At 62.8% G+C, this 24,997-nt stretch carries 25 protein-coding genes; 11 read left to right on the plus strand and 14 right to left on the minus strand.

Annotation, left to right across the window (positions count from 1 at the left end; translation table 11 throughout):
• The first annotated feature begins 7 nt into the window (after window positions 1–7).
• Genes ribA through ACFCW2_RS04370 form a run of 3 tightly spaced genes read left to right on the plus strand, consistent with a single transcriptional unit; the run spans window position 8 to window position 2,090 of the window.
• Window positions 8–1,069 (plus strand): GTP cyclohydrolase II, encoded by a 1,062-nt coding sequence (ribA, locus tag ACFCW2_RS04360; protein ID WP_379548408.1) that lies wholly within the window; start codon window positions 8–10, stop codon window positions 1,067–1,069.
• On the plus strand, window positions 1,066–1,578 hold the full coding sequence (locus ACFCW2_RS04365) for a GNAT family N-acetyltransferase (RefSeq protein ID WP_379548409.1): 513 nt from the start codon (window positions 1,066–1,068) through the stop codon (window positions 1,576–1,578). Before ribA ends, ACFCW2_RS04365 begins: the two co-directional genes overlap by 4 nt.
• 11 nt (window positions 1,579–1,589) lie before the next feature.
• On the plus strand, window positions 1,590–2,090 hold the full coding sequence (locus ACFCW2_RS04370) for a GNAT family N-acetyltransferase (protein WP_379548410.1): 501 nt from the start codon (window positions 1,590–1,592) through the stop codon (window positions 2,088–2,090).
• A gap of 10 nt (window positions 2,091–2,100) precedes the next feature.
• Here ACFCW2_RS04370 and ACFCW2_RS04375 read toward each other — a convergent pair whose 3' ends face one another.
• Window positions 2,101–3,126, minus strand: coding sequence for a right-handed parallel beta-helix repeat-containing protein (locus tag ACFCW2_RS04375; RefSeq protein ID WP_379548411.1), 1,026 nt, complete (start codon window positions 3,124–3,126; stop codon window positions 2,101–2,103).
• Window positions 3,127–3,186: 60 nt separating this feature from the next.
• Complete coding sequence (gene recQ, locus ACFCW2_RS04380) at window positions 3,187–5,013, minus strand: DNA helicase RecQ (protein WP_379548921.1); 1,827 nt, start codon at window positions 5,011–5,013, stop codon at window positions 3,187–3,189.
• A gap of 125 nt (window positions 5,014–5,138) precedes the next feature.
• On the opposite strand from recQ, the gene ACFCW2_RS04385 reads away from it, so the two are divergent.
• Genes ACFCW2_RS04385 through ACFCW2_RS04410 form a run of 6 tightly spaced genes read left to right on the plus strand, consistent with a single transcriptional unit; the run spans window position 5,139 to window position 10,307 of the window.
• Window positions 5,139–5,543 carry a hypothetical protein gene (locus tag ACFCW2_RS04385; RefSeq protein WP_379548412.1) on the plus strand — a complete coding sequence of 135 codons (405 nt, stop codon included), beginning with the start codon at window positions 5,139–5,141 and terminating at the stop codon, window positions 5,541–5,543.
• A gap of 17 nt (window positions 5,544–5,560) precedes the next feature.
• Window positions 5,561–5,797 (plus strand): hypothetical protein, encoded by a 237-nt coding sequence (locus tag ACFCW2_RS04390; protein ID WP_379548413.1) that lies wholly within the window; start codon window positions 5,561–5,563, stop codon window positions 5,795–5,797.
• Window positions 5,794–6,969, plus strand: a complete 1,176-nt coding sequence (locus tag ACFCW2_RS04395) for an acyl-CoA dehydrogenase family protein (protein ID WP_379548414.1) — start codon at window positions 5,794–5,796, stop codon at window positions 6,967–6,969. The genes ACFCW2_RS04390 and ACFCW2_RS04395 overlap by 4 nt, the downstream gene beginning before the upstream one ends.
• Before the next feature lies 1 nt (window position 6,970).
• Window positions 6,971–8,215, plus strand: a complete 1,245-nt coding sequence (locus tag ACFCW2_RS04400; protein WP_379548415.1) for a CoA transferase — start codon at window positions 6,971–6,973, stop codon at window positions 8,213–8,215.
• Between the two features lie 12 nt (window positions 8,216–8,227).
• Window positions 8,228–9,454, plus strand: coding sequence for an acetyl-CoA C-acetyltransferase (locus ACFCW2_RS04405; RefSeq protein WP_379548416.1), 1,227 nt, complete (start codon window positions 8,228–8,230; stop codon window positions 9,452–9,454).
• Window position 9,455: 1 nt separating this feature from the next.
• Window positions 9,456–10,307, plus strand: coding sequence for an FAS1-like dehydratase domain-containing protein (locus ACFCW2_RS04410; protein ID WP_379548417.1), 852 nt, complete (start codon window positions 9,456–9,458; stop codon window positions 10,305–10,307).
• Here the strand turns inward: ACFCW2_RS04410 and ppk2 are convergent, their stop codons facing one another.
• Window positions 10,308–11,042: a polyphosphate kinase 2 gene (gene ppk2 / locus ACFCW2_RS04415; protein WP_379548922.1), complete on the minus strand. Its 735-nt coding sequence runs from the start codon at window positions 11,040–11,042 to the stop codon at window positions 10,308–10,310.
• Window positions 11,043–11,147: 105 nt separating this feature from the next.
• Between ppk2 and phhA the strand changes: the two genes are divergently transcribed.
• A complete protein-coding gene (gene phhA / locus ACFCW2_RS04420; RefSeq protein ID WP_379548418.1) occupies window positions 11,148–12,086 on the plus strand; it encodes a phenylalanine 4-monooxygenase in 939 nt (312 codons plus the stop codon).
• A 105-nt stretch (window positions 12,087–12,191) separates the two neighbouring features.
• Here the strand turns inward: phhA and ACFCW2_RS04425 are convergent, their stop codons facing one another.
• From ACFCW2_RS04425 to ACFCW2_RS04445, 5 genes are all read right to left on the minus strand, one after another.
• Complete coding sequence (locus tag ACFCW2_RS04425; protein WP_379548419.1) at window positions 12,192–12,452, minus strand: hypothetical protein; 261 nt, start codon at window positions 12,450–12,452, stop codon at window positions 12,192–12,194.
• 91 nt (window positions 12,453–12,543) lie between these two features.
• On the minus strand, window positions 12,544–12,798 hold the full coding sequence (locus ACFCW2_RS04430; RefSeq protein WP_379548420.1) for a hypothetical protein: 255 nt from the start codon (window positions 12,796–12,798) through the stop codon (window positions 12,544–12,546).
• 101 nt (window positions 12,799–12,899) lie between these two features.
• Window positions 12,900–13,706 carry an undecaprenyl-diphosphate phosphatase gene (locus ACFCW2_RS04435; RefSeq protein WP_379548421.1) on the minus strand — a complete coding sequence of 269 codons (807 nt, stop codon included), beginning with the start codon at window positions 13,704–13,706 and terminating at the stop codon, window positions 12,900–12,902.
• A 432-nt stretch (window positions 13,707–14,138) separates the two neighbouring features.
• Window positions 14,139–16,340 carry a M13 family metallopeptidase gene (locus ACFCW2_RS04440; RefSeq protein ID WP_379548422.1) on the minus strand — a complete coding sequence of 734 codons (2,202 nt, stop codon included), beginning with the start codon at window positions 16,338–16,340 and terminating at the stop codon, window positions 14,139–14,141.
• 117 nt (window positions 16,341–16,457) lie between these two features.
• Window positions 16,458–18,296: an ABC transporter transmembrane domain-containing protein gene (locus tag ACFCW2_RS04445; RefSeq protein ID WP_379548423.1), complete on the minus strand. Its 1,839-nt coding sequence runs from the start codon at window positions 18,294–18,296 to the stop codon at window positions 16,458–16,460.
• A gap of 154 nt (window positions 18,297–18,450) precedes the next feature.
• Here ACFCW2_RS04445 and ACFCW2_RS04450 point away from each other — a divergent pair, with 154 nt between their 5' ends.
• Complete coding sequence (locus tag ACFCW2_RS04450) at window positions 18,451–19,695, plus strand: polyhydroxyalkanoate depolymerase (RefSeq protein ID WP_379548424.1); 1,245 nt, start codon at window positions 18,451–18,453, stop codon at window positions 19,693–19,695.
• Window positions 19,696–19,728: 33 nt separating this feature from the next.
• Here ACFCW2_RS04450 and ACFCW2_RS04455 read toward each other — a convergent pair whose 3' ends face one another.
• The 6 genes from ACFCW2_RS04455 to ACFCW2_RS04480 form a co-directional block, all read right to left on the minus strand.
• A complete protein-coding gene (locus ACFCW2_RS04455) occupies window positions 19,729–20,382 on the minus strand; it encodes a hypothetical protein (RefSeq protein WP_379548425.1) in 654 nt (217 codons plus the stop codon).
• A gap of 88 nt (window positions 20,383–20,470) precedes the next feature.
• Entirely contained in the window at window positions 20,471–21,430 is a 960-nt protein-coding gene (locus ACFCW2_RS04460) for an alpha/beta hydrolase (RefSeq protein ID WP_379548426.1), read from the minus strand.
• A gap of 118 nt (window positions 21,431–21,548) precedes the next feature.
• Entirely contained in the window at window positions 21,549–22,727 is a 1,179-nt protein-coding gene (locus tag ACFCW2_RS04465) for an acetyl-CoA C-acyltransferase (RefSeq protein ID WP_379548427.1), read from the minus strand.
• A 118-nt stretch (window positions 22,728–22,845) separates the two neighbouring features.
• Window positions 22,846–23,295, minus strand: a complete 450-nt coding sequence (locus ACFCW2_RS04470) for a MaoC family dehydratase (protein ID WP_379548428.1) — start codon at window positions 23,293–23,295, stop codon at window positions 22,846–22,848.
• Window positions 23,296–23,351: 56 nt separating this feature from the next.
• The gene (locus ACFCW2_RS04475) at window positions 23,352–24,749 is read right to left on the minus strand and encodes a DUF5935 domain-containing protein (protein ID WP_379548429.1); all 1,398 of its coding nucleotides are present in this window, start codon (window positions 24,747–24,749) and stop codon (window positions 23,352–23,354) included.
• A gap of 6 nt (window positions 24,750–24,755) precedes the next feature.
• A complete protein-coding gene (locus ACFCW2_RS04480) occupies window positions 24,756–24,968 on the minus strand; it encodes a hypothetical protein (RefSeq protein WP_379548430.1) in 213 nt (70 codons plus the stop codon).
• Window positions 24,969–24,997 lie beyond the last annotated feature (29 nt).

Genomic DNA, 24,997 nt, shown 5'->3' on the forward strand with positions numbered 1-24,997 from the left:
ACGCCGCGTGGCGCAGGCGGTCGATGCGCTGCGCCATGGCTGGCCGCTCGAAATCGATCCGGGGAGCGGTGGGACACTGATTCTCCAGCCGATTGAAACAGCGGCAGTCAGCGATCTGCAATCGGATCGCTTGCTGATCTCTGCCGCGCGCGCTGCGACGCTCAAACTGCCCAATCAGCGCGAGGCTGCTGTGCCCTATGCTCCGGTGCTGATCCGGGGTGCTGACGGGTTTACGCTGAGCGATGCGATGGCAGTGGCCGACCCCGCACTCGACCTCGCCAGGCCGATGAAAGGCCCGTTCCGCGCCGATCCGCTGGAGTGGGCCGAGACTGCACAGGCGGTGCTGGAACTCGCGCGGATCGCAGGCATTCTGCCGGCCTTCATGGTCGCGCCCGCTAATGCGGGCGAAGCGCAGCCCTTCGCGCCGGCCGATCTGGAGGCGTGGAGCGATCCCGCACAGCTCTCGATTGCCACCCGCGCGCGGCTGCCGATTGCCGCGACACAGGAACAGGACGAACCGAGCGAGATTGTGGTCTTCCGCAAGGCCGACGACATGCGCGAGCATTGCGCGCTGATCATCGGTAAGCAAATGGCTGGCACCACCCCGCTCGTACGCCTGCATTCGGAATGCCTGACGGGTGACATTCTCGGCAGCCTGAAATGCGATTGCGGACCACAACTGGACGCCGCGCTGCATGCCATGGCGCAAGAGGCTGACCGCGGCGGATACGGCGTGCTGCTGTATATGCGGCAGGAGGGGCGCGGCATCGGGCTGGTCAACAAGATGCGTGCTTACCGCCTGCAGGATCAGGGCTTCGACACGGTGGAGGCCAACGAGCGGCTGGGACTGCCCGACGAGTCGCGCGATTTCGCCACAGCGGCCCGAATGCTGGCTTTATTGGGGATTGACCGTATCCGACTGATGACCAACAACCCGCGCAAGGTCACGGCCTTGGAACAAGAAGGCATCAACATTGCCCAGCGGGTCGCGCATCAATTGCCCGACAATCCACATAACGCGCGCTATTTGGCGACGAAGCGCGATCGATCGGGACATTTGCTCGAATGAACATAACGATCCGCAGCGAGGAACCCGGGGATATTCCGTCGATCGCTGCGCTCGCCAAGGTTTCCGACCGGGACGAGAAGCGGCCCGGCCCCCGCCACCATGAGATTATCGACGGCCTGCGCGCGGATGAGCAACTGTGGCTGTCGCTGGTCGCGGTGAATATGGATCAGGCGGTCATCGGTCATATCGGATTGGCCGAGGTTGCGATGCCGGACGGTGCGCGCGGATGGTACGCGGTTGCGCCCGTTTCGGTCATGCCGACACGTCAAAGCACCGGAATCGGCGGCGCGCTGGTCAACGCTGCGGTCACAGAAGCGCGCAATGCCGGTGCCAGGGGGCTGATGGTCATCGGCCGCCCCGAATTGTCGGCCCGGTTCGGCTGCGCACCGGATCCGAGGCTAAGCGTGGCTAAGGTCGAGCCGGAGCGTTTTCAGATATTTCCTTTCTCCGGGGACGTGCCGACAGGCGTGGTGGTCTATCCCGCCGCCTTCGGTCATGCGACAGGCTGAGGGAGCGCAACATGCAAATCTCGATCCGACAGGAAAGGCCAGGAGATGAGCGCGCCATCCGCACCCTGACCGATGCGGCGTTTAAGGACATGCCCTTCAGCGATGGCGATGAAGGCCCGCTGGTCGAGAAATTGCGCGAGGACGGCGATCTGGTGTTGTCGCTCGTCGCAGTCGATGACGGCGGCAGCATAGTCGGCCATATCGGATTTTCGCCGATCACAATCGAACAGGCCAGCGGACCATGGTTCCAGCTCTCGCCCGTCTCGGTCGTGCCCGCACACCAGCACAGCGGCATCGGCTCTGCTTTAATCGAGGAAGGCGCTCGCCAGATGGCAGAGCGCGGCGCTCACGGCATCGCACTGGTCGGCAACCCTGCTTATTACGGGCGCTTCGGCTTCATTCTGGAGCACGAGGTGACCCTATCACAGCAGATGGACCCGGTCTTGCAGATCAAGACCCTGCAGGGCGATCCACCATCGGGCCAGCTGACTCTGGCGCCCGCGTTCGGCTGACAGCCAGCGTTCAGCGCTTCTCGTAGCGCTTGAGACCCGCCGCGATGTTGTTGTCTTCGATGGTCAGATTGTGGCCCGACCAGTCCGCCACGAAGGCGGAATTGCGCGACAAACCCGGCACGAAGCGGGCGTCGTTTCCGGCGATCACCAGACCGTTGGAGGTGTTCTCCGCACCCTCTGGAGCGACAGCGATGAAGGCGGAGTAGTTTTCCTTGTCGCGGCCTTGGACGAACCAGTTGTTGGTGATCTGGCCCACGCTGCCGTTGGAAATGTCGATCATGTAATTGGTCGCATTGCCAGCGCTGTCGTCAAAGCTGGAGGCGGCAACGTCGGTGCGCGCGGCGCGGGATTTGACATAGTGGCCACCCTGCCCGCGTTCGAACCGGCTGCGGGTGACGCGCAGATGCGCGACGCGGCCAATATAGATCGAGTGCGCGCAGCCCCCTGCGCCTTCGCAGGTGCCGAGGCCGGAGAATGTCGACCGGTCGATGACGATGCGGCTGGGCATGCCATTGGCCGTCAGAATGCCTTGCTGGCTATCGAGGAACCAGCTTTGCGTGATGGTGAGGTTGCCTTTTTCCAGGCGGATACCGGCGCCGTTAGCGTCGGGCACGGCCATGTTCTTGAACACGATCCCGGCGATATTGGCGTCCTGCCCGCGCAGGACCAGCGCGGCCTTGCCTTCGCAGGTGCCGCCATCGAACACCACGTCGCCTGCGGTGGAGGCGAGATAGGAGACCGAGCCGCCCTTCTGCACGGCGCAATCGCGATAGGTGCCGGAGCGGATGGCAATGCTGCCCTGCCCGTCGCCAATCGCATCCACTGCCGCCTGCAGGGATCCGAAGCCCTGCCCGCTTTCGACCACGGTGAAGGGCGCGGGCGCCCCCTGCGCCAGCAATGCCGCAGCGGGAATCAGCGCGATCGCGGCAGCTGCAATAGCTCCGCCAATCAGCACGGAAGGTCGGCTGAGCGGCTTGGCCTGATTGTATTCCACAGGCGTCAGAAAAGTGGGCGAGTTGAGCGAGGAATGTGTCATGCTGCTACGCGTAACGAAAAAAGGTTAACGACCCGTCAACCTCTGCAATGGAGTGCCGTCCTAGTGCCGCCGGATACAGTCGAGGAAGCGCTCGCCATAGGCCTCCAGCTTCTTCGCCCCGACACCGTTAATCGTCGCCAGCGCATCGAGAGTTGCCGGACGCTCGCTCGCCATCGCCCGCAGCACCGCATCGTGAAAGATAACATAGGGCGGCACTTGCCCTTCCAGCGCGAGTTCGCGGCGCAATTCGCGCAAGGCATCGAACAGCGGATCGCCCACCGGATTGGGCGTGCGTTCACGCCTGCCGGATCGCGGCGCACGCTTGGGAGGCTGAACAATGGTCACGTCCATCTCGCCTTTCAGGATCGCCTTGGCATCGCCGCCCAGCGCCAGCCCGCCATGCTCGGTCGCAACCAGCGCGCCGCGCGCCTGCAAGGCCCGCGCCACCGGGCGCAGCAGCGCTGCCTCCTCGCCTGCGACAATTCCGAACACGCTCAGCCGGTCATGGCCGCGCTGCTCGATGCGCTCGTCGCTGCTGCCGGTCAGCACCTTCTGTAGATGGCCGAAGCCGAAACTCTGCCCCGTTCGGTAAGCGGCAGAGAGCAGCTTGCGCGACACTTGGGTCGCATCGATCACGCCGGGCGCATCCAGACAATTGTCGCAATTGCCGCACTTGGCCGGCGGGTCCTCGCCAAAATGCCTGAGCAACAGCGCGCGGCGGCACTCAGGCGTTTCGACCAGCATGGCCAGCGCATCCAGCCGCTTGGCATCGCCCGCCCGCCGGTCATCAGGCAGTTCGCCCAGCCGCTGGCGCGCAGTGGCAAAGTCACCGGCGGCCCACAGCATCACCGCCTGAGCCGGGTCACCATCGCGGCCCGCGCGGCCGGTTTCCTGATAATAGGCCTCGATCGATTTGGGTACGCTGGCATGGGCCACAAAGCGCACATCCGGCTTGTCGATCCCCATGCCGAACGCGATGGTCGCGACCATCACCATGTCCTCGCTCGCCACAAAGCGTGCCTGATGATCGGCCCGCACCTGCGGATCGAGTCCGGCATGATACGGCAACACATCGCGCCCGGTCGCCGCCGCCAGCTTGGCCGCGATGTCCTCTACCTTCTTGCGCGTGGGCGCGTAGACAATACCGGGTCCCGGATTGTCGGCCATCAGCTGGGTCAGCTGGCGGACCGGATTGTCGCGGTGGCGGACAGTGTAGCGGATATTGGGCCGGTCGAACCCGGCAACGATCAGGCCGCCTTCGGGAATGCCCAGCTGCGTCAGAATATCTGCCCGCGTTGCCTCGTCCGCCGTCGCCGTCAGCGCGAGGCGCGGCACATCGTCGAACCGGTCCATCAGCGGGCGCAGCTGGCGGTAATCGGGCCGGAAATCATGCCCCCATTCGGACACGCAATGCGCCTCGTCGATGGCGAATAGCGCAATCGGGGCCGCAGTCAGCAGGTCACAAAAGGCCGGCTGACTGGCGCGTTCGGGCGCGACATACAGCAGATCGAGCTGGCCTGCGCGGTAGGCGTCCATCGTTTCGCGCCAGTCGCTGTCGGCACTGGTCAGTGTCGCGGCGCGGATCCCGTTGGCGCGGGCGGAGCGCAGCTGATCATGCATCAGCGCGATCAGCGGAGATATGACCACACAGGTCCCCTCCAGCATCGCCGCCGGCAACTGGTAGGTCAGCGACTTGCCCGCACCGGTGGGCATCACGGCAAGCGTGGAGGCCCCCTTCAGAACCCGCGAGACAACCTCCGCCTGCCGTCCGCGAAAATCGCTAAAGCCGAACAATTCACGCAGAGTCTCGCGCGCCGCGTCCAGCCCATCTTCCGGGCCGGTGCCTGGAAGGCTATTTCTTGTGTCAGGGGCGGTCGCTGCGTCCATCTGGCAGGCCATGCCACACATCGGGCTTTCCGCAAGCAGGATGGACATGTGTTTTCCCCCTTTGCCCGCAGCGCGATGCGCGGCTAGAACAGGCGCACAATCATATAACAATCAGGAGCGCACCCATGAAAACCGTATTGAAAACAGCTTTCGCCCTTACCGGAGCGCTTGCTCTGGCCGCCTGCGGCAGCAGCGATGATGCCTCGGAAGAAGCAGTCGCCGACACGGTTGAGATCCCGGCTGACGAAGCGATGGAAGGCGTCACCGCAGAGCCTGTGGTCGACGAGAATGTTGCGCCCGCACCTGCTCCGGTCGTGGAAGAGGACGAAGCGAGCGATCCAGAACCGACAGCCGCCGACGTAGCGAGCGCCGAGACAGCCGGTGAAGCCGCCGCTGCGGCTGCCGCAGACGTAGCAGCGATTGCCGCCGGTGCCGCCGCCGCCACGGAAGATGCTGCCAATGACGGGGCAGACGCCATGGAAGACGCGGTCGATGCGGGCGAAGACGCCGTCAACGAAGCTACCGAGTAAAGCGGCGACTGTCTGCCATGATTTCTCGCCACAAAGCGTCGACCGCAATTGCAGCCATCGCCCTGCTCTCCGCCTGTGGTCCCTCGGACAATGATCCGGGGCCGGGCGGGGTCTCGGTGGGTGAGGCGCGCGCGCTGGACGAGGCCGCAGAAATGATCGAAGCGCGGCGTCTGCCGCCCGATACGCTGGGCAACGCGGCACCGGAGACAGAAACGCCAGCCGCTGAAGGCGCGCAAGAGGAGCCCACCGAATGATCAATGAAGGTATGGACGCTGACACATTCGCGCAGTTCATCGAGCAGCTGGAGCGCTATGTCCGCGAACGCCTGATCCCGGCGGAAAAGGACGTGATCGCGAATGACGCGATCCCCGAAGACATCGTCGCGGAAATGAAGGAAATGGGCCTATTCGGCCTGACTGTGCCGGAAGATTTCGGCGGCGCAGGGCTAAACACGCAGCAATATGCGAAGGTGGTCAACACCATGGCCTATGCCGCGCCGGCCTATCGATCGATCTTCTCGATCAATGTCGGGATGTTCAATTCGGCGATCAAGAACGGCGGCACACCCGAACAGCAGGCGGAATGGTGGCCGCGTATTGCCGCCGGAGAAATCGCCTGTTTCGGGCTGACCGAACCCGGTTCAGGCTCCGACAGTGCGGCCATGGCGACCTTTGCCAAGCCCGATCCCAGCGGCAATGGCTGGGTCTTGAACGGCTCCAAACGCTACATCACCAATGCTCCGCACGCCGATGTCGCGCTGATCATGGCTCGCACTGAGAAGGAAGCGCTGCCCAAAAACGCGCATGTCAGCGCTTTCATCGTGCCAATGGATACGCCGGGCATGTCGACCAGCAGCCCCGACAAGAAGATGGGCCAGTCGGGCAGCCATATCTCGGATGTGATGCTGGACGATGTTCATGTGCCGGGCGAGGCGCTGCTGGGCGGCGAGACGGGCAAGGGCTTCCGCTTTGCCATGCAGAGCCTCGACAACGGGCGCATTTCGGTAGGTGCCGCCTCGGCAGGGTATGCCCGCCGCGCGCTCGACAGCGCGGTGCAATACGCCAATGAGCGACAGGCCTTTGGCGAACCGATCGCCAATTTCCAGCTGATCCAGCAGATGCTGGCCGAAAGCTGGACCGAGATTTACGCTGCCGAGGCAATGATGGCCGATGTCACCGCGCGGGTCGACCGAGGCGAGAACACGGTAAAGCACGCTGCCGCTTTCAAAGTCTTCGCCAGCGAAATGTGCGGCCGGGTCGTCGACCGGGTGGTGCAGGTCTATGGCGGCGCGGGCTATCTGGCCGAATACGATGCCGAACGGTTCTTCCGCGATGCGCGCATTTACCGGATTTACGAGGGCACGACCCAAATCCTCGAGCTGCAAATCGCCAAGCATATGCTGCGCGAATGGGCAGCGGCTGCCTGACGTGTATCAACTTCTCAATGACCTGAGCATCGTCGAAGTCTCCAGCTTCGTCGCTTCACCCACCGCCGGGCTGTATTGCGCGCAAATGGGTGCAGAAGTCATCCGCGTGGACCATGTCGCAGGGGGCCTCGATTACGACCGCTTCATGCTGACCGAAGAGGGACGCTCGCTCAGCTGGGAAAACCTCAACCGCGCCAAGAAATCGGTCGCGCTGGACCTGCGCAGCGGCGAAGGGCGCGAGCTGTGCGCACAACTGGCAGGCCAGACGGGGCAGTGCATCACCAATTTGCCGGAGCGAAGTTTTCTGGGCCACGCCGCGATGCAGGCGCACCGTCCAGACAATCGCACTGACATGATCAGCGTGCGGATCATGGGCTGGCATGACGGGCGTCAGGCCATGGACTTTACCGTCAATGCCGCCAGCGGGTATCCGCTGATGGGCGGGCCGGAGGACTGGGACCCGGACACCGCGCCGCCGGTCAACCAGATCCTGCCTGCGTGGGATTTTATCACCGGGGCCTATTGCGCCTTTGCCCTGATGGCCGCGCTGCGCCACCGCGACGCCACCGGGGAAGGCAGCGAATTGCGCGTGCCGCTGGGCGATGTGGCCATCGGCACAGTCGCCAATTCGGGCATGATGGCGGAAATGCTCTATCGCGGCGGGGACCGGGAGCGGCTGGGCAATGCCATCTGGGGCGCGTTCGGCCGCGATTTCCGTAGCAAGGACGGCGTGCGCTTTATGGTCGCCGCGCTGACCGCAAAGCAATGGGCGGGCCTCGTCGAAGCGTTCAATCTGGGCGAGGCGATTGGTTCTCTCGAAAAAGAGCTGGGCGTGGATTTCAGCGCCGGGGATGAGCCGCGCTTCACCCATCGCCACCGGCTATTCGATCTGTTCCAGAATGTCGCCAGCGGGCTGAAATATGCCAAGCTGGAAAAACGCATGGCGGCGGCGGGCACCACGTTCGAGAAATACCGCACCGCGCACGAGGCCGCGCAGGACCCGCAGCTCGTGGGCGATAATCCGCTGTTCGGCCCCTCGCCCGCCAATCCCAGCGGGTTCGGATATCCTGCCCCGCGCAGTTTCGCCAATATCCCGGAGCGTGAGGCCGGCGACCCCGCCCCTGCGCCATATCTGGGCCAGCACAGCGAAGAAGTCCTGGCCGAGCGGCTGGGCCTGGGCAGCGGCAGTATCGGCGATCTGATTGATCGCGGCATCGTGCGCACCAGCGACAAGAACAACCGATAGGAACCGTCCGATATGTCCAGAAGAGCCGCAATCGTCTCGCCGCTTCGCACGCCGGTCGGCAAGTTCCTCGGCACGCTGGCACCGATGGATGCCGGGCAATTGGGGGCTGTAATCCTGAAGGCGCTGATGGAGCGCACCGGGATCGATCCCGCACGGGTCGACGATGTGGTTTTCAGTCAGGGCTACGGCAACGGCGAGGCCCCGTGCATCGGGCACTGGTCATGGCTGGCAGCCGATCTGCCTTTGGAAGTACCGGGATATCAGCTCGACCGGCGCTGCGGATCGGGACTGCAGGCCATCGCCAACGCGGCGATGATGGTCGAGACCGGGATGGCCGACGTGGTGGTCGCGGGCGGCTGCGAGAGCATGTCCAATGTAGAGCACTACACCACGCAGGGCCGCCACGGCGCGCGGATGGGCGACCTGACCCTGCATGATCGGCTGAGCCGGGGCCGTGTGATGAGCCAGCCAATCGAGCGCTTCGGCGTGATTACCGGCATGATCGAAACGGCGGAAAACCTCGCCAAGGATTACAATATCTCGCGCGAGGCAGCCGATGCTTTTGCCGTGCGCAGCCACCAGAACGCGGCTGCGGCGTGGGACGCAGGCAAGTTCGATGCACAGCTCGTCCCTATCGACGTACCGCAACGGCGCGGCGATCCGGTCACTTTCTCGGAGGACGAAGGCTACCGCGCCGATGCCGACATGGAAACGCTCGGCAAATTGCGCGCCATCGAAGGGCGGCAAAACCCCGAGGCGATCGTGACGGCAGGCAATGCCAGCCAGCAAAACGATGCCGCTGCCGCGTGTCTGGTGGTGGCCGAAGACAAGCTGGAGGAATTGGGGCTGGAGCCGATGCTGTGGTTCGGCGGCTGGGCGGCGGCAGGCTGCGACCCCTCGCGCATGGGCATCGGCCCTGTGCCGGCGGTTGAGCGGCTGTTCGAACGGCGCGGATACAACTGGGACGATATCGGGCTCGTCGAACTCAACGAAGCCTTCGCGCCGCAAGTGCTGGCGGTGCTGAAAGGCTGGGGCTGGAGCGAGGATGACAGCCGCCGCGATATCCTCAACGTCAACGGCTCGGGCATTTCGCTGGGCCATCCCATCGGCGCGACCGGCGGGCGCATTCTGGCCGACATGGCGCATGAAATGCACCGCCGCGAAGTGCGCTACGGCCTCGAAACCATGTGCATCGGCGGCGGGCAAGGCATCGCTGCGGTATTCGAGCGCGCGGTCTGACATGGCCGGGTGGGACGCGTGGATCGGGCGCGAGCAGAGTGGCCGCGACACGCTCACACCGCAGCACGCATTCCAATGGTGCTCCACCTTCGATCTCGAATGGCCCGGCGATGGGGTGATGCCGCAGGGCATCCACTTCGCGCTGTGCACGCCCGAAGCGCGCACCGATTGCCTTGGCGAGGACGGCCACCCGGCGCGCGATGACAATCCGGACAGTTTCCTTCCCCCGTTCCCGATGCCGCGCCGGATGTGGGCCTCAAGCGAGATCGATTTCATAGCCCCCATTGCAATAGGCGCGGACATCGACCGCACCAGCCGCGTCGCGTCTATCAGCGAGAAGGACGGCGGATCGGGCAAACTCGCCTTCGTCCAAGTCGCGCATGAGACGACGAGCAATGGCACTTTGTCGGTGCGCGAGACCCAAACGCTGGTTTACCGCGATGCGGCTGCAGCCGATGCGCCGCTCAGCCCACCGGAGATGGGCGAAGGCGCATTCGATCCCTCCGCATGGGACGCACATAGCGGCCTGACGCCGGATCCCCGGCTGCTGTTTCGCTACTCGGCGCTGACCTTCAACACCCACCGCATCCATTACGATTTGCCCTATGCCCAGACGCAAGAGCGCTATCGCGGGCTGGTCGTCCACGGGCCACTCACTGCCAGTCTGCTGCTGCAATTGGCGGCGAGGGAGCTGGGCGAGAATAGGGTGCGGAAGTTCTCATTCCGGGGCGTGTCACCCGCTATCACGGGCGAGCCGCTGCATCTGGTGATGCGCCGCAGCGAGGGCGACTACGAACTGGGCGCGTTTGCCTCAGATGGCCGACAGGTGATGAAGGCGAGCGCCTCGATCTGACTAGTCGACCGGATAATCCTTGATAGGCTTCAGCACTCCGTAGCTCTCGCTTTTGGGCTCGTGGTCCAGTTCGGGAAATTCCAGCGGTTCCGGCTCAACCTGTGTATCCGGCAGCCGGTCCAGCAGATCGCGCACCAGCGTCAGTCGCCCGCGTTTCTGATCGTTGAAATCGACCAGTGTCCACGGCGCGTGTTCGGTGTGCGTTGCCTCCAGCATCGCCTCGCGCGCCTGCGTGTAGGCATCATATTTCCCCCGCGCCGCGAGGTCGATTGGCGAGAGCTTCCAGCGTTTGAGTGGATCGTCCAGCCGCTCTTTCAGGCGCTCTTCCTGCTTCTCCTGATCGGTCGTCAGCCAATATTTGAACAGCAGAATGCCATCATCGACCAGCATTCGCTCGAACACCGGAGCCTCGCGCAGGAATTTTGCGACCTCTGCCTCATCGGCAAAGCCCATCACCTGCTCCACCCCGGCGCGGTTATACCAACTGCGGTCGAACAGCACGATCTCGCCCGCGCTGGGCAGATGCGGGACATAGCGCTGGAAATACCACTGCGTGCGCTCCTGTTCGCTCGGCTTGGACAGCGCCACAACCCGGGTCTGGCGCGGGTTCAGGCGCCCGCCAACGGCGCGGATTGCCCCGCCCTTGCCCGCCGTATCGCGGCCTTCGAAAATTACACAGATCCGCTGGCCCGTCGTGCGCGCCCAGCGGGCCATGGCCACCAGTTCCTCTTCCATCGGACCAAGCAGTTCCTCGTAGGCCTTTTTCTTAAGCTTCGGCACACTACACCCTTCACGAAATTGCCAGCAATCTGCGGCGATGATACCTACATAATCTGCATCATGGCTACACTCGCAAAAACCGATCAGGATTATTCCGTCCTCCCGCACATGCCGGATGACGTCTTCACCGCGCCGCTGAAGCGCCCCGAACATGTGGGCGAGGATTGGCTTGAGCCTGCGCAGACGGTCTATGATGGCGAAGACGACGCTATCTGGAATGACCTTTTCGCGCGCCAGATGGAGGTCTTGCCGGGCCGCGCCGCCACAGCATTCCTGAAAGGATTGGAGCGGCTCGATCTGAGCCGTGGAGGCGTGCCCGAATTTGCCCGCCTCTCGGCCGAGCTGGAGCCGATGACCGGGTGGAGCGTGGTGCCTGTGCCTATGCTGATCCCCGATCACGTGTTCTTCTGGCATCTGGCCAATCGCCGATTTCCGGCAGGCAATTTCATCCGCACGCGCGAGACATTCGATTACATTCAGGAGCCGGACGTCTTTCACGACGTATTCGGCCACGTGCCGATGCTGACCGATCCGGTCTATGCCGATTACATGTACGAATACGGCAAGGCCGGCTGGAACGCGATGCGCTACAACCGTCTGAAGGCATTGGGCGCGCTTTATTGGTACACGGTCGAGTTTGGCCTGATCGAGGAAGCGGACGGCATCAGGGCGTACGGCGCAGGGATTCTGTCCGGCCCGACTGAGGCAGTGTTCGCGGTGGAGGCGGAAAGCCCCAACCGGATCATGCTGAATGTCGACCGGGTGATGCGCACCGATTACGTCATCAGCGATCTGCAGCCGACCTATTTCGTCATAGAAAGCTTCGAAGATCTCTACCGCCAGACGGTGGAGCGCGATTTCGAGCGGCTGTATCGTAATCTGCCGCCCAGCTTCACCTATGCCAATTCAGCGATCATCGATGTCGATAATTTGGTGCATCGGGGAACGCAGGAATATCTGCTGCGCGGTGGACGGGGCAGCGGAGCTGCGCCGGTATAAGCGGACGCTGGCCACTCGGGAAAACAGACGCGACAATAGAAAAGCGGCCCCGGATCGCTCCGGGACCGCCAATCTAACGGTTCGAAACCGCGAAGCGAAAACTTCTTACGAAGCGGCTTCGTCCATGGTTTCGCCTTCTTCTTCCATGGCGTCAGCCGTGTCTTCGGCTTCGTCGACCATTGCGTCGGCTTCGTCGCCAGTGATTTCGCCGGCTTCTTCCATCGCGTCTGCTTCGGCTTCGGTTGCTTCAACCATTTCTTCGCCGGCATCTTCCATAGCTTCTTCGTTGGCACCGTCGCATGCGGCGAGGCCGAGGCTGAGAGCGGCTGCGGTGGCGACCATGGCGGTCTTGCTTGTGAACTTCATTTCAATTCCCCTTGATTCGGACGAATCCAAATTTGGACTCGCTTAGGACATGACAGCAGGCTGCACCTTGAGTCCAGCGTCTTAAGAACAATCACCGGATTTCAGTGCGTTGGAACACCCGATAGAGCACGAGACCAATGCCGCTGCCGGCGATACCGGCAAACAGACCAATCGGGCTGAGGCTGGTCACTGCCTCGCCGCTGCTGATCGCCAGGCCAGCGAGCAACGAACCTCCCGATCCAATCAGGATGTGCATTCCCACCCGCTGGGCATCTTCGATATTGAGGATAATCGTCACCAGCCAGCCGAGAACGGCCCCGATGACAATCAGGATTACCAAACCCATGAAAATTCTCTGCGTGTCATGCAGAATAAACGAAAAGGCGCTGGGCGCGTTCCGGGAAATTTGCTGCAATGCACCAAGCGCTTCAAATCATAGCAGTAATTTTACGTCATGAACCACGCGATGAACGCTCCGCCCAGCAGAATCCGGTACCAAGCGAACGGGGCAAAGCCGCGCTTGCTGACATAAGCCACAAACGCCTTGATCACCGCGAGCGCCACGACGAAGGCGGCAGTGAAGCCCAGCGCGATCTCCGTCCAGCCAATCGTCGCCTCGCCCGCCAGCAGAGCCGGATCATCGAGAATCTTTACCGTGGCCGCGCCCAGCATGGTCGGCACCGCGAGGAAGAAGGAGAACTCCGCCGCCGTCTTGCGCCCCACGCCCATGGCCAGCGCGCCCATGATCGTCGCGCCTGAACGGCTGGTGCCGGGGATCATCGCGAGGCACTGGACACAGCCGACCGCCAGAGCGGTTTTGGCCGACATGCCCGCGACGCCGGTATCTTCGCGCGGGGGGATCACCTTCTCCAACACCAGAATGGCGATTCCGCCCACAATCAGGGCAACTGCGACCACCATCGGCGTCTCCAGCATCGCGTCGATCGCGTCTTTCGCCATCAGCCCGATAATCGCAGCGGGCACGAAGCCGAGCAGGATGTTGCGCACGAACCGGAGGGATTGCTCTTCGCGCCGCAGCAGGCCCATCCCCATGTTCCAGAAGGTGCCGAAATAGGCGACCACCACCGCCAGGATAGCGCCCAGCTGGATGACGATGTTGAACTGCCTCCATTCCGCCGGATCATACCCGAACCACGCCTGCGCGAGGATCAGGTGGCCGGTGGAGGAAACGGGCAGAAACTCGGTCAGCCCCTCAAGGATGCCGAGCAGGATGGCGGTAATCGTGTTGTCCATAGCGGTGAGGTCCATGGACAATGGAGGGAATGTGTCAACTTTTGATTGGCCTCAAGCGCCGGCGGTCGCATTCGCTCCCTTAGGCTATCCTCGCTCATGCGACCTGAAGGTCGCGTCGCTGCGGGCGGCCGGTCGGCCTGTGTCGGTCGCTGGTCGCGACCAAGATCATTCGAGAACTAAGCAGTTTGGCGAAATGCTCGGCGCCAAGCCGTACAGGCTTGGACCGATCTCCGTCGCAACAGGCCATATCGCTGCGGAACTCGGCCTGCGACCAGCAGGCCGCAAGGCCACGCGGCCGCCCCGCAGGTGCTCGACCCGCAGGGTCGAAACAGCACCGAGGACGAACCCGCGGATGCGGGTTCATGAAACAAACAAACTCCTTCCGGTGCGCGGGGGTTCAGCAATCACCCCACGCCCCGGTACAGAATTACCTCACCAAATCCGCACACGCTCCTCGGGCGGAATATACATCGCGTCGTCTTCGGTGATGCCGAAGGCTTCATACCATTCGTCGAAATTGCGCACGATGCCATTGGTCCGGTATTTGGTCGGGCTGTGTGGCCCTCTGCGGATTTGGGTCCGCAGCGCATCTTCGCGGTACTGGCCGCGCCACACCTGCGCCCAGGCGAGGAAGAAGCGCTGGTCACCGGTCAGCCCGTCGAGCACCGGAACCTCCTGCCCCTCTGTGGCCAGCTTGTAGGCGCGGTAAGCCATCGAGAGACCACCCAGATCGCCGATGTTCTCGCCCAGTGCGAGGCGGCCATTCACACAGGTCTCGCCATCATCCAGCGGGCAGAACTCGTTGTACTGCGCCACCAGACGGTCACCCAGCGCATCGAAGTTTGCGCGATCTTCTTCGGTCCACCAATTGCGCAGCGCACCGCTGGCGTCGGACTTCGAACCCTGATCGTCGAAACCGTGGCCGATCTCGTGCCCGATCACACCGCCGATTGCGCCGTAATTGATCGCCAGATCGGCATCTTTGCCAAAGAACGGCTGTTGCAGAATGCCCGCCGGGAAGACGATCTCGTTCTTGGTCGGATTGTAATAGGCGTTCACCGTCTGGGGCAGCATGAACCATTCGGTCCGATCGATCGGTCCACCCAGCTTGGACAGATTGTCGGCCAGCGCCCACTCGGCAGAGGCCATGTTGTTGGCCAGCGGATCGTCGCCCGAGATCGCCAGACCTTCATAGGTTTCCAGATTGTCGCGGTAGCCGATCTTTGGATCGAAGCTGTCGAGCTTGGCCATCGCCTCGACCTTGGTCGCATCGGACATCCAGTCGATTTCTTCCAGCGATTCGGCCAGCGCAACGCGCAGATTGGCGACCAGCTCATCCATCGAAGCTTTGCTTTCGGGCGGGAAATACCGCTCGACATAAGACGCGCCCAGCAATTCGCCCAGCATGCCTTCGGTCGCGCTCACGGCACGTTTCCAGCGCTCACGCTGCTCGGGAATGCCGTTCAGCTTGGTGCTGTAGAAAGCGAAATTCGCCTCGTCGATCCGCTTGGGCAAGACGGCTGCATTGCCCGAGAGGAAGCCTTTGATCGTCCACGCCTGCAGCACGTCCATCGGCGCACTCGCCAGCAATTCAAACATCGCAGGCGTTCCGCCGCCGATCTTGGCAATGGTTTCCTCGTCCAGTTCCAGCTCGGCCAGACGCTCGGCCGACGGGGGCATATCGCCGACAATGAAGCGGTCCGACTTGTCGAAGCCGGTGGTCGCCAGCATCGTGGCGACGGGGAAGGCATCGGACAGGCCCTGCAATTCTTCCGGCGTCAGCGCGGTGTAGGTCAGGTCGCGATTGCGGCGCACGGTGCGGTCCCACGCCACCTTGCGGGCAAAGCTGTCTTCCAGATCATAGACCCGCTGCGCCATCGCGGCGGGGTCGTCATAGCCAGCCTCGGTCATCAGGAAGGTGAGATATTCCTGATAGGCGGCGCGGATCGACAGGCCCTTTTCGGTCTCGTCGAAATAATACTCACGGTCGGGCATGCCGAGCCCGCCGGAGCCGACATAGACCGAGTAGCGGGTCGGCTCTTTCGAATCGACATTGACGAAGCCGCCCAGGGGCGAGGGATAGCCCGGCGTGCTCCACAGCGTGACCAGCTCGGTCAGCGTTTCCGCGCCTTCAATCGCCTCGAGATAAGGCTGTGCCGGGGCGAGGCCCGCAGCCTCGATGGCATCGGTGTCGAGGAAGGCGTTGTAGCCATCGACGATGCGCTTCTCGTTTGCGGTCAGTTCGGCCACCGGCTTGGCCGTCAGATCGTCGATCACGGCCTTCACGTCTTCGGTCGATTTCTCGCGCAGCAGATCGAATGCACCGAAGCGCGCACGGTCGGAGGGCAGCGGGTTCTCATCCAGCCATGTCTGGTTGGCGTAAGCGAAGAAGTCGTCGCCCGGATCGATGTCTTCGGACAGATAGCGCGGATCGAAGCCCCATTCCCCGAAGCTCATGCTCGGCTTTGGTGGCTCGGCCATTTCGCCATCGGGCAGAGTGGGTGTTCCCGGAACCGGCGCTTCTGCGGATGTTGCGTCGGTCTCGGCGTCCTGCGCACTGGCGAGAGCGGGGGCAGGCGCGGCGAGCGCCAGTGCAAGCACACTGGCGGAAGTGGCGATGGCTGTACGGATCATATCTGGAGCGTCCCCTTGGTAAATCTATGGGTCCCGGCATAGCCGATATCGGCCAGCAGCGGGTGCATTCGTCGGATGGATATGCCGCCCGTCGATTGAGCGGCACGTGAATGGAGATCAGGCCGCTGCATTCGTGCCCAATTCGTCCGGCGCGTCGAATTGCAGCGAGGCCAGCCGGGCATACAATCCGCCATTCGCAATGAGCTGCGAATGGCGGCCCTGTTCGACAATCCTGCCGTTTTCCATCACCACAATCCGGTCCGCCGCCCGCACCGTGGCGAGCCGATGGGCGATCACCAGCGTCGTGCGCCCGCGCATCAGATGATCGAGCGCATCCTGCACCAGCCGCTCGCTTTCAGCATCCAGCGCGCTGGTCGCTTCGTCGAGCAGCAGGATCGGCGCATCGCGCAGAACCGCGCGGGCAATCGCGATGCGTTGTTGTTGCCCGCCCGAAAGCCGGGTGCCGTCTTCGCCCAGAAACGTGTCGAGCCCCTGCGGCAGATCGCGCAGGAAATCCTCGGCATTGGCCGCGCGCGCAGCCTCCCAGATTTCCTCGTCGCTCGCGGCCCAATTGCCATAGCGCAGATTATCGCGCGCATCGGCGCTGAACAGCACGCCATCCTGCGGGACCAGCGCCATCCGGTCGCGGACCTGCGCCGGGTCGAGACTGGTCAGCGGGACGCCGTCGAGGCGCACCGTGCCCGCCTGCGGATCGTAAAACCGCTCGGCCAGCTGGAAAATCGTCGACTTGCCTGCGCCCGACGGGCCAACAATCGCCACGGTTTCGCCCGGCTCGACTTCCAGCGAGAACCCCTCTAGCGCATTGGTCTCCGGCCGGGTGGGATACTGGAAAGTGACGCCCCGGAACGACAAGCTGCCGCGCGGGGGCTCTGGCAATTTCTCGGGCCGGTCGGGCGGCGCAATGCCAGGTTGGGCGACCAGCAATTCATTCAGACGGCTGGCGGCCCCAGCCCCGCGCAGCAGATCGCCATACACCTCGGTCAGCGAGCCGAACGAGCCTGCGACCAGTCCGCCGGTAATCACGAACGCAGCAATCGCCCCGCTGGAAATCTCGCCCGACGAAACGCCGATGGCCCCGCGCCACATCAGCAGGGTGATGGAGCCGAAAATCAGCAGGATGATGATCGAGGTCATCGCCGCACGGATCGCAATGCGGCGCTTCGCCACGGTGAAAATCCGCTCCACCGCGTCGCCGAAACGCGTGGTCTCGCGCCGTTCCTGCCCAAAGGCCTGAACGATCTTCATCGCCGAGAGCACTTCGGTCACCATCGCGCCCACATCGGCCACGCGGTCCTGGCTATCGCGCGAGACATTGCGCAGCCGCCGCCCGAATATCGTGATGGGAATGACAACGGCAGGGATCACCAGCGTCATCCCCAGCGTGAGCGAGGGCGCGAGGTAAAACAGGTAAGCCGTACCGCCCAGTGCCATCAGCAGATTGCGCAAGGCGACCGATACGGTGGTGCCGACCACCTGCTCGATAATCGCGGTGTCGCTGGTCATCCGGCTGCTGATTTCCTTGGGGCTGTTGGTCTCGAAAAAGCCCGGCTCTTGCCGCAGAAGATTGGCGTGCACTTTCTTGCGCAAATCCGCGACCACCCGCTCGCCAATCCAGCTGACGAAATAGAAGCGCATCGCGGTGCCCAGCGCCAGCACGCCGACAATCATCAGCAGATATTCGAACCACCGCCCGATATCCGCCGGGTCGCCGCCAGCCGCGAAGCCGCGATCGATAATCAGCTTGAATCCCGCCGGAATGGCCAAAGTGGCCGCCGCCGTCACCAACAGTGCGATCAAAGCAAGTGCGATCTTGTCCGGATATTTGGCCGTTTCCCGGTACACCATGCGCAGCGGGCCGAGCGATCGGCTCTTGGGCGCGGCCCGATGAGCATCCGGGTCCGTACCGGTGGTTTGTGATGTTTCGGGAATAGCCATGTTTTGTCTGTTACTGGCTATCTAGGGTTTGCCGGGGCGTAAATCCACCGCCCGTTAGGCCGTATCAGGTATTGTGCATTGCACAATCAGCGCAGGACGCCCATCATAAGGAGGACGGTGATGCTCCGAGAAGAGCATCCGCAGGGGACGAACAGTGCTTTACAAAGCTTATGAAATGCAGCGCAACTGGCTGAATTCGGTCAGCACCATGGCCTCGCTCAGCTCAGAAATGCTCAGCAGCCAGGCCAATCCGTGGAGCTATCTCGGAATCGGCAGCATAACCGCCAACGCGCTCGACGTGGTTGCCCATGCGACCGCAAGCTATGGCAAACCGGCCTTCGGCATTACCGAGATCGAGAAAGACGGTGAAGTGCATGCCGTGGAAGAAGCCACGGTAGTCAACCGGCCCTTTGGCGATCTCAAGCGGTTCCGCCATACCGGGCTGCCGGAAGATTCGCCCCGCCTGCTGATTGTCGCGCCCATGAGCGGGCATTACGCTACGCTGCTGCGCGGTACGGTCGAGCGCATGCTGCAAAGCTGCATCGTCTACATCACCGACTGGGCCGACGCGAAGCTGGTACCAACGCACGAGGGCAGCTTCGATCTCGACGACTACATCGATTACCTGATGGAATTCCTCGAGCATATCCGCGTCGAAGGCGCCAACAAAGGGGGCCAGCGCCCGCATATGATGGCGGTGTGCCAGCCCTCGGTCCCGGCCTTTGCCGCAACCGCGCTTATGAACGCCAGCAATTCGCCCGCCACGCCGCAGACGCTGACAATGATGGGCGGCCCGATCGACACACGGGAAAGCCCGACCACCGTCAACGATCATGCGATGAAGAAGCCGATCGAATGGTTCCGCCAGTCGGTTATCGCCAGCGTGCCGATGCAATACCGCGGCGCAGGGCGGCGGGTGTATCCCGGTTTCATGCAGCTCTCGGCCTTCATGAGCATGAACCTCAGCAATCACATGATGAGCCATTACGAGATGTTCAAACATCTGACCGCGGGCGACGAGGAAAGCGCGCAGGCGACCAAAGATTTCTACGACGAATATCGCGCCGTGTGCGACATGACCGCCGAGTTTTACCTGCAGACGGTGGAGGAGGTGTTCCAGAAGCACTCGCTGCCCAACGGCACTTTCACCCATCGCGGCGAGCTGGTGGATTTGGGCGCAATCGACCAGACCGCCATCCTCGCCATCGAGGGCGAGCGGGATGATATTTCAGGACTGGGCCAGACGAAGGCGGCGCTGAAGCTTGCCAACGGTCTGTCAGAGAAGAAGAAGCGCTATTACATGGCCGAAGGCGCAGGCCATTACGGCATTTTCAACGGCAGCAAATGGCGCGACAAAATCGCCCCGGTGGTCGAGGAGTTTATCGCCGCGAATGGATAAAGGCTGACCGGCTTCGGCGCGCGCTGGCGTAATCTAACGCGCGTTGCCGAGAAATGTCGGTTCGTCGCTCCCGCACGTGAAGCCCCGTGCCTCCGCGTCCGCCAGCTTGCGCGCTTCCTCATTGGCGCTGGGATAGCTGCCCTCGATTTGCGCGACGCGGCAGCCGGCCTCGCCGCCTGAGCCGACCTTTTCGACCGCCAGCACCGTGCGACCGCCGGATTCCATCGACACGTCCTTGTAGCGGAAGATCACCGCGAAGGGTTTGCCGCCCTCGCTACGCCATTCCATCGTCGGGGCGATATCGTTGAAGGCGCCAATGGTTTCGAACTCGCCTTCCGCTCCGACATCCAGATCATAGCGCCCGTCGCCTGCCGCCACCCAATAGGGCACGCCCTGCACTGCCGGGCATTCCCAGATTGCCCATTCGCCCTCCCCCTCTTCGGCAGCGTCGATCTGGTCGCAGGCATCGAAATCGAGCTTGGAATAGCTGAACGTCACACCGTCTTCGGTTTTCTCGCCGTCTTCGGTTTTGGGTTCCCCTTCCTCCGCCTCTCCCGCCCCGGTCTCTGGTTCTTCGGTTGCGGCAGCCTCCAGTTCGCTCACCGGATCTGCAGAAGGTTCCTCCGCATCCTGCTGGCAGGCAGCCAAAGGCAGGGCGAGCGAAGCAATCAGAGCAAGGCGTTTCATGTCAGTGTCCCCCAAGACGGCGGTGATCCCGCCTGGGGCACTTTAGCCACAGTCGCCCGCCTCAGGGAACCCTCACATCACGGGCGCATCACGGGCGTTGCGGCCATGTCGAGCCGATCTCGGCAGCCTCTTCGCGGTAGAGATAGCGCAGGCCATCCAGCATCACGCGCGGGGCGACCGTATAGTGGTCCTCGCCGGTGTAGAACTGGCTGTGCAGGTCCAATACGTCATAGCCGCGCAAGCGCAGCCGCTCCACAAAGCGCGATGTGCCGGTCAGAATGCTGCCGACATTGAGGAACCACTCGTTCCCCTCCGCCCCGCCTGCGCCAACATAGAGCGTGGCGGGCAAGGCTTCGTTCTGAGCAGCAAAGCGCTCCTCCGCCTTGAACACGGCATCGTCGATATTCGCCATCGCCGGGCTGCCCAGGATCATCTTGTCGAACGCGCCCGGACGGCTGAACAGCGCATAGCCGCCCAGCATGCCGCCCAGCGAATGCCCGTGCAAAACATGCTCGCCGGAGAAGCGGTAACGCTGCGCCAGTTGCGGGCGCAGTTCGTCGATCAGGAAGCCGAGAAATTCATCCGCCCGGTGCGGATATTCGGGCAGCGGGACGATCTGGCGCATGGTCTCGCCCGCTAATCCCGGCGGGCCGAAACCTTGGCCCGGGGGCGAAAACTCGACGATCCGCTTGCCTACTCCGGCAAGCCCTTCTTCGCTCGGACTGCCCACGCCGATCACGATGACTTCCGGCATCATATTGCCGCTCACCAACAAATCGACGGTCGAAACCGCCATCCGGGTCATCAGCGGATCGTCCAGCACCCACAGCACCGGATAGGTCTTGTCCGGCAACACGCCGTAGCTCGCTGGCAGAGCAATGGTGACCGCGTGGTCATAGGAAAACGCGGTGCCGCGAAAACGTTCGGTGTCCAAGACTTCCATGTTGGCCCGCGCGCCCGGAATGGCGGCAAGCTGCGGATTGGCCAGCGCCGGCGCGGCGATGCCCAAGCCCAGAGCCGCCAATATCAACCCGAAAAATCTGATCATAGTCCCTCGCAAAAAACCCTGCCGAATGCTGGGTTCAAGAAAACGCTAACATCCAGCAGGGCCAATGCACCAATCCGCTCGTCGATCAGGCCGAGCGATCTATCGGTTAAGCGCGTGCTTAGAAGATCTCGAACAGGCCCGCTGCGCCCATGCCGCCGCCGACACACATGGTGACGACTGCGTATTTCGCGCCACGGCGTTTGCCTTCCAGCAGCGCGTGGCCGGTGCAGCGTGCGCCGGTCATGCCGTAGGGGTGGCCGATGGAGATCGAGCCGCCATTGACGTTGAGCTTGTCGTTATCGATGCCCAGCTTGTCACGGCAGTACAGGACCTGCACGGCGAACGCTTCGTTGAGTTCCCACAGGCCGATATCGCCGATCGACAGGTCGAACCGCTCGAGCAGTTTGGGGATGGCGAAGACCGGGCCGATGCCCATTTCGTCGGGCTCCGTGCCGGCCACAGCCATGCCGACATAACGGCCCAGCGGAGTCAAACCCTTCTTCGCGGCGACGGCGGCTTCCATCACCACCACGGCGGACGAACCATCCGACAGCTGGCTGGCATTACCGGCGGTGATCGTCGTGTTGGGGCCGAGGACCGGCTGGAGCGATGCGAGGCCTTCCAGCGTGGTCGAGGGACGGTTGCCCTCGTCCTTGGCGATGGTGACTTCCTGTTCGGAGACTTCGCCCGTTTCCTTGTCTTTCACCATATGGGTGGTGGTGACCGAGACGATTTCGTCATCGAACAGACCGGCTTCCTGAGCGGCAGCGGTGCGCTGCTGCGACTGGAGGCCGTATTCGTCCTGTGCTTCGCGGCTGATACCGTAGCGATCGGCGACCGTCTGCGCGGTTTGCAGCATCGGCATGTAAATCGCGCCGTGCATCGCCATCAGCGATTTGTCAGGGGCGACGCGCATTTCCGGCGTTTGCACCAGGCTGATCGATTCCTGACCGCCTGCGGCCACAATATCCATCCGGTCGAGCGTGACCTGCTTCGAAGCCGTCGCGATCGACATCAGGCCGCTGGAGCACTGACGATCGATGGTCATGCCGCTGGTGGAGATCGGGCAGCCCGCCTTCAAAGCGACCTGACGCGCCAGGTTGCCTGCCTGCGTGCCCTGCTGGAGCGCGGAGCCCCAAAGAACATCGTCGACTTCGCCCGGCTCGATACCGGCGCGTTCGATCGCCGGGGCCAGAGCGTAGGCGCCCAGAGTTGCGCCGGGAGTGGAATTGAAAGCGCCCTTATAGGCTTTGCCCATTCCGGTACGGGCGGTGGATACGATAACTGCGTCGCGCATGGTGATGCTCCTGAAAACTCAAAACAAAGGGGTCGTCACCCCAGCGAAAGCCGGGGCCTCGTTCAGCGAAGGACGACCTAGGGGAAAGCGGCCCCGGTATTCGCCGGGACGACGCCGGTTACACGAAGTACTGGGTGATCCACTCGCAGATCAAAGCGGGCTTTTCCTCGCCTTCGATCTCGATGGTGATCTCGGCGGTCTGCTGCCACTGGCCCGGGCGCTTCTCGATCATTTCGAGCAGCTTCCAGTGTCCGCGGATGCGTTTGCCGACGCGGACGGGCGCGATGAAGCGGGTTTTGTTGCCGCCATAATTGACGCCCATCTTCACGCCGTCGATCTTGGGCATATCGCTGTTCGCGCCCAGATACGGGATCATCGACAGGGTCATGAAGCCGTGCACGATGGTGCCGCCAAACGGCGTCATCTTGGCTTTCTCTTCGTCAATATGGATGAACTGGTGGTCACCTGTCGCATCGGCGAACATGTTGACCTTTTCCTGCGTCATCTCGGTCCATTCGCTGGAGCCGAGGTTTTCGCCTGTTTTGGCGGCGAGATCTTGCGGGGTCATGTACCTCTCCTGATATGAATGCTGCAATTGCGGGCATTCATGCAGGATGAGCGCGCCTAGCGCAATGCGGGCTCGGCTGCCGCTACGGCAGGCTTGTCCTTGGCAGAGGCAGGCCGGGCACGCGTGGCCCCGATTCCCCGTTTGATCGGCGAATCAAGCCGTTTGCAATAGACATGCAGCGCGATTTGCAGGCCGATCAGCATCATGATGAAGGGCTGATAGGCAATGCCCTGGAACAGCGCGCCCACCAGATAGATGACGTGCGCATATTGCAGCGCCGTGGCGAACGGTGCCTGCCAGCGCTCCCCGTCGCCGGTACGTTTGCGCCATTTCCGGCGGATCCGCTCCATGTGCCACAGGCCAAGCAGTTGCAGCCACGCCCAGACGCCAAAGCCGAGATAGCCTTGCTCGCCCAACACTTCGAAATAGCTGGAATGGAACGCGCGGCCTTCATCGACCACCTTCTTGTATTCGATCGACCTTGTGTTCCCCTCGCCCGTGCGCTGGGGCAGCTGGTAGGTAAATTTGTTCGCCCGGTAGATGTCGAAGCCCCCTCCGCGCGGGTTGTTCTGGACATATTCCCACGTCCATTCCCACACCGCCACACGGGTGGAGGCGGACTGGTCACCGTCATGGCTGGCAATGGTCGACATCCGCTCGAAATAGCTTTGCGGCAGGAACGGGATCGCCATCATGCCCAGCGAAGCACCGGCAATCATGAACAGCGCCCGGCGCTTCACATCGCGCAAAGCCAGCACCAACAAAACTGCAATACAGACCAGACCGGTGCGCGCCTCTGTCCCCACCGGAATCAGCAGGCAGGCAAAGACCAGCGCATAGCAAAACAGCTTCACCCGCCAGTCGGGCGCAAAGATTGTCCCGTGCTTGGTGAACCACAGGATCAGCGGAATAATCCCGATGGACACCGTCGCCAGAGTGGAGCTTTCATACAGGCCGCTATTGTCGTTCACGAAGAAATAGAGGCTCGCATAGCCGCCACCGCCAGTCGCGGTTTTCATGCCTGCCGAGATGATGATCGCACCCACCGCCAGCACCATTGTCATGGCCGCCGCTTCCAGCCGCAGGCGGGTCATCAGGGTGAAGGGCAGGAAGATCGCGAAGAACATCGCTTTCCACACCCAATCCCATTTCGCATAGGCGTCTTCCGGGAAGGGCGAGCTCTGCAAGGTGTAGAAACACCACAGCATGAAAAACAGCAGCAGTCCCTGCCTGAAGGTAAAGCGCACATCTTTCTTGGTATCGGTCAGCAGCCAGCCGCCAAAGGCTGCGCAGAACGCGATGAGCGACAGCGGAAACATCTGCATCAGACCCCAGCCGATCTTATGCGGCGCGAGAATATCGATATAGAGGTAGGCCAGCACCCACACGAACGGGCGGCGCACGCCCAGCGCGAAGAAGCCGAGGACAAACAGGAAGAGGGCCGCGTCGAGCATATCCGGTCAGCGGGCCGTCTGCTGTGTCTTGTGGTTGCGGTGAGCGGGCCTGTGCTTTTTGGGGCCTTCCTCTGCCCCCTCGCCCCGCGCCGCATCCGCAGCATCGGTCTCGGCCAAAGTCGCTACATCCTCGTGGTCGAGCTTGTCATCGGTCAGCACGCGCAGCAGCCCGATGAGCAGCAGCCCATGGGTCAAGGCGAGGGCGAAATAGTCGATCATGGCGCGCGTGGTGCTCCGGCGGCGGACCA

Source organism: Qipengyuania algicola (assembly GCF_042492175.1).
Classification (GTDB): domain Bacteria; phylum Pseudomonadota; class Alphaproteobacteria; order Sphingomonadales; family Sphingomonadaceae; genus CAJXSN01.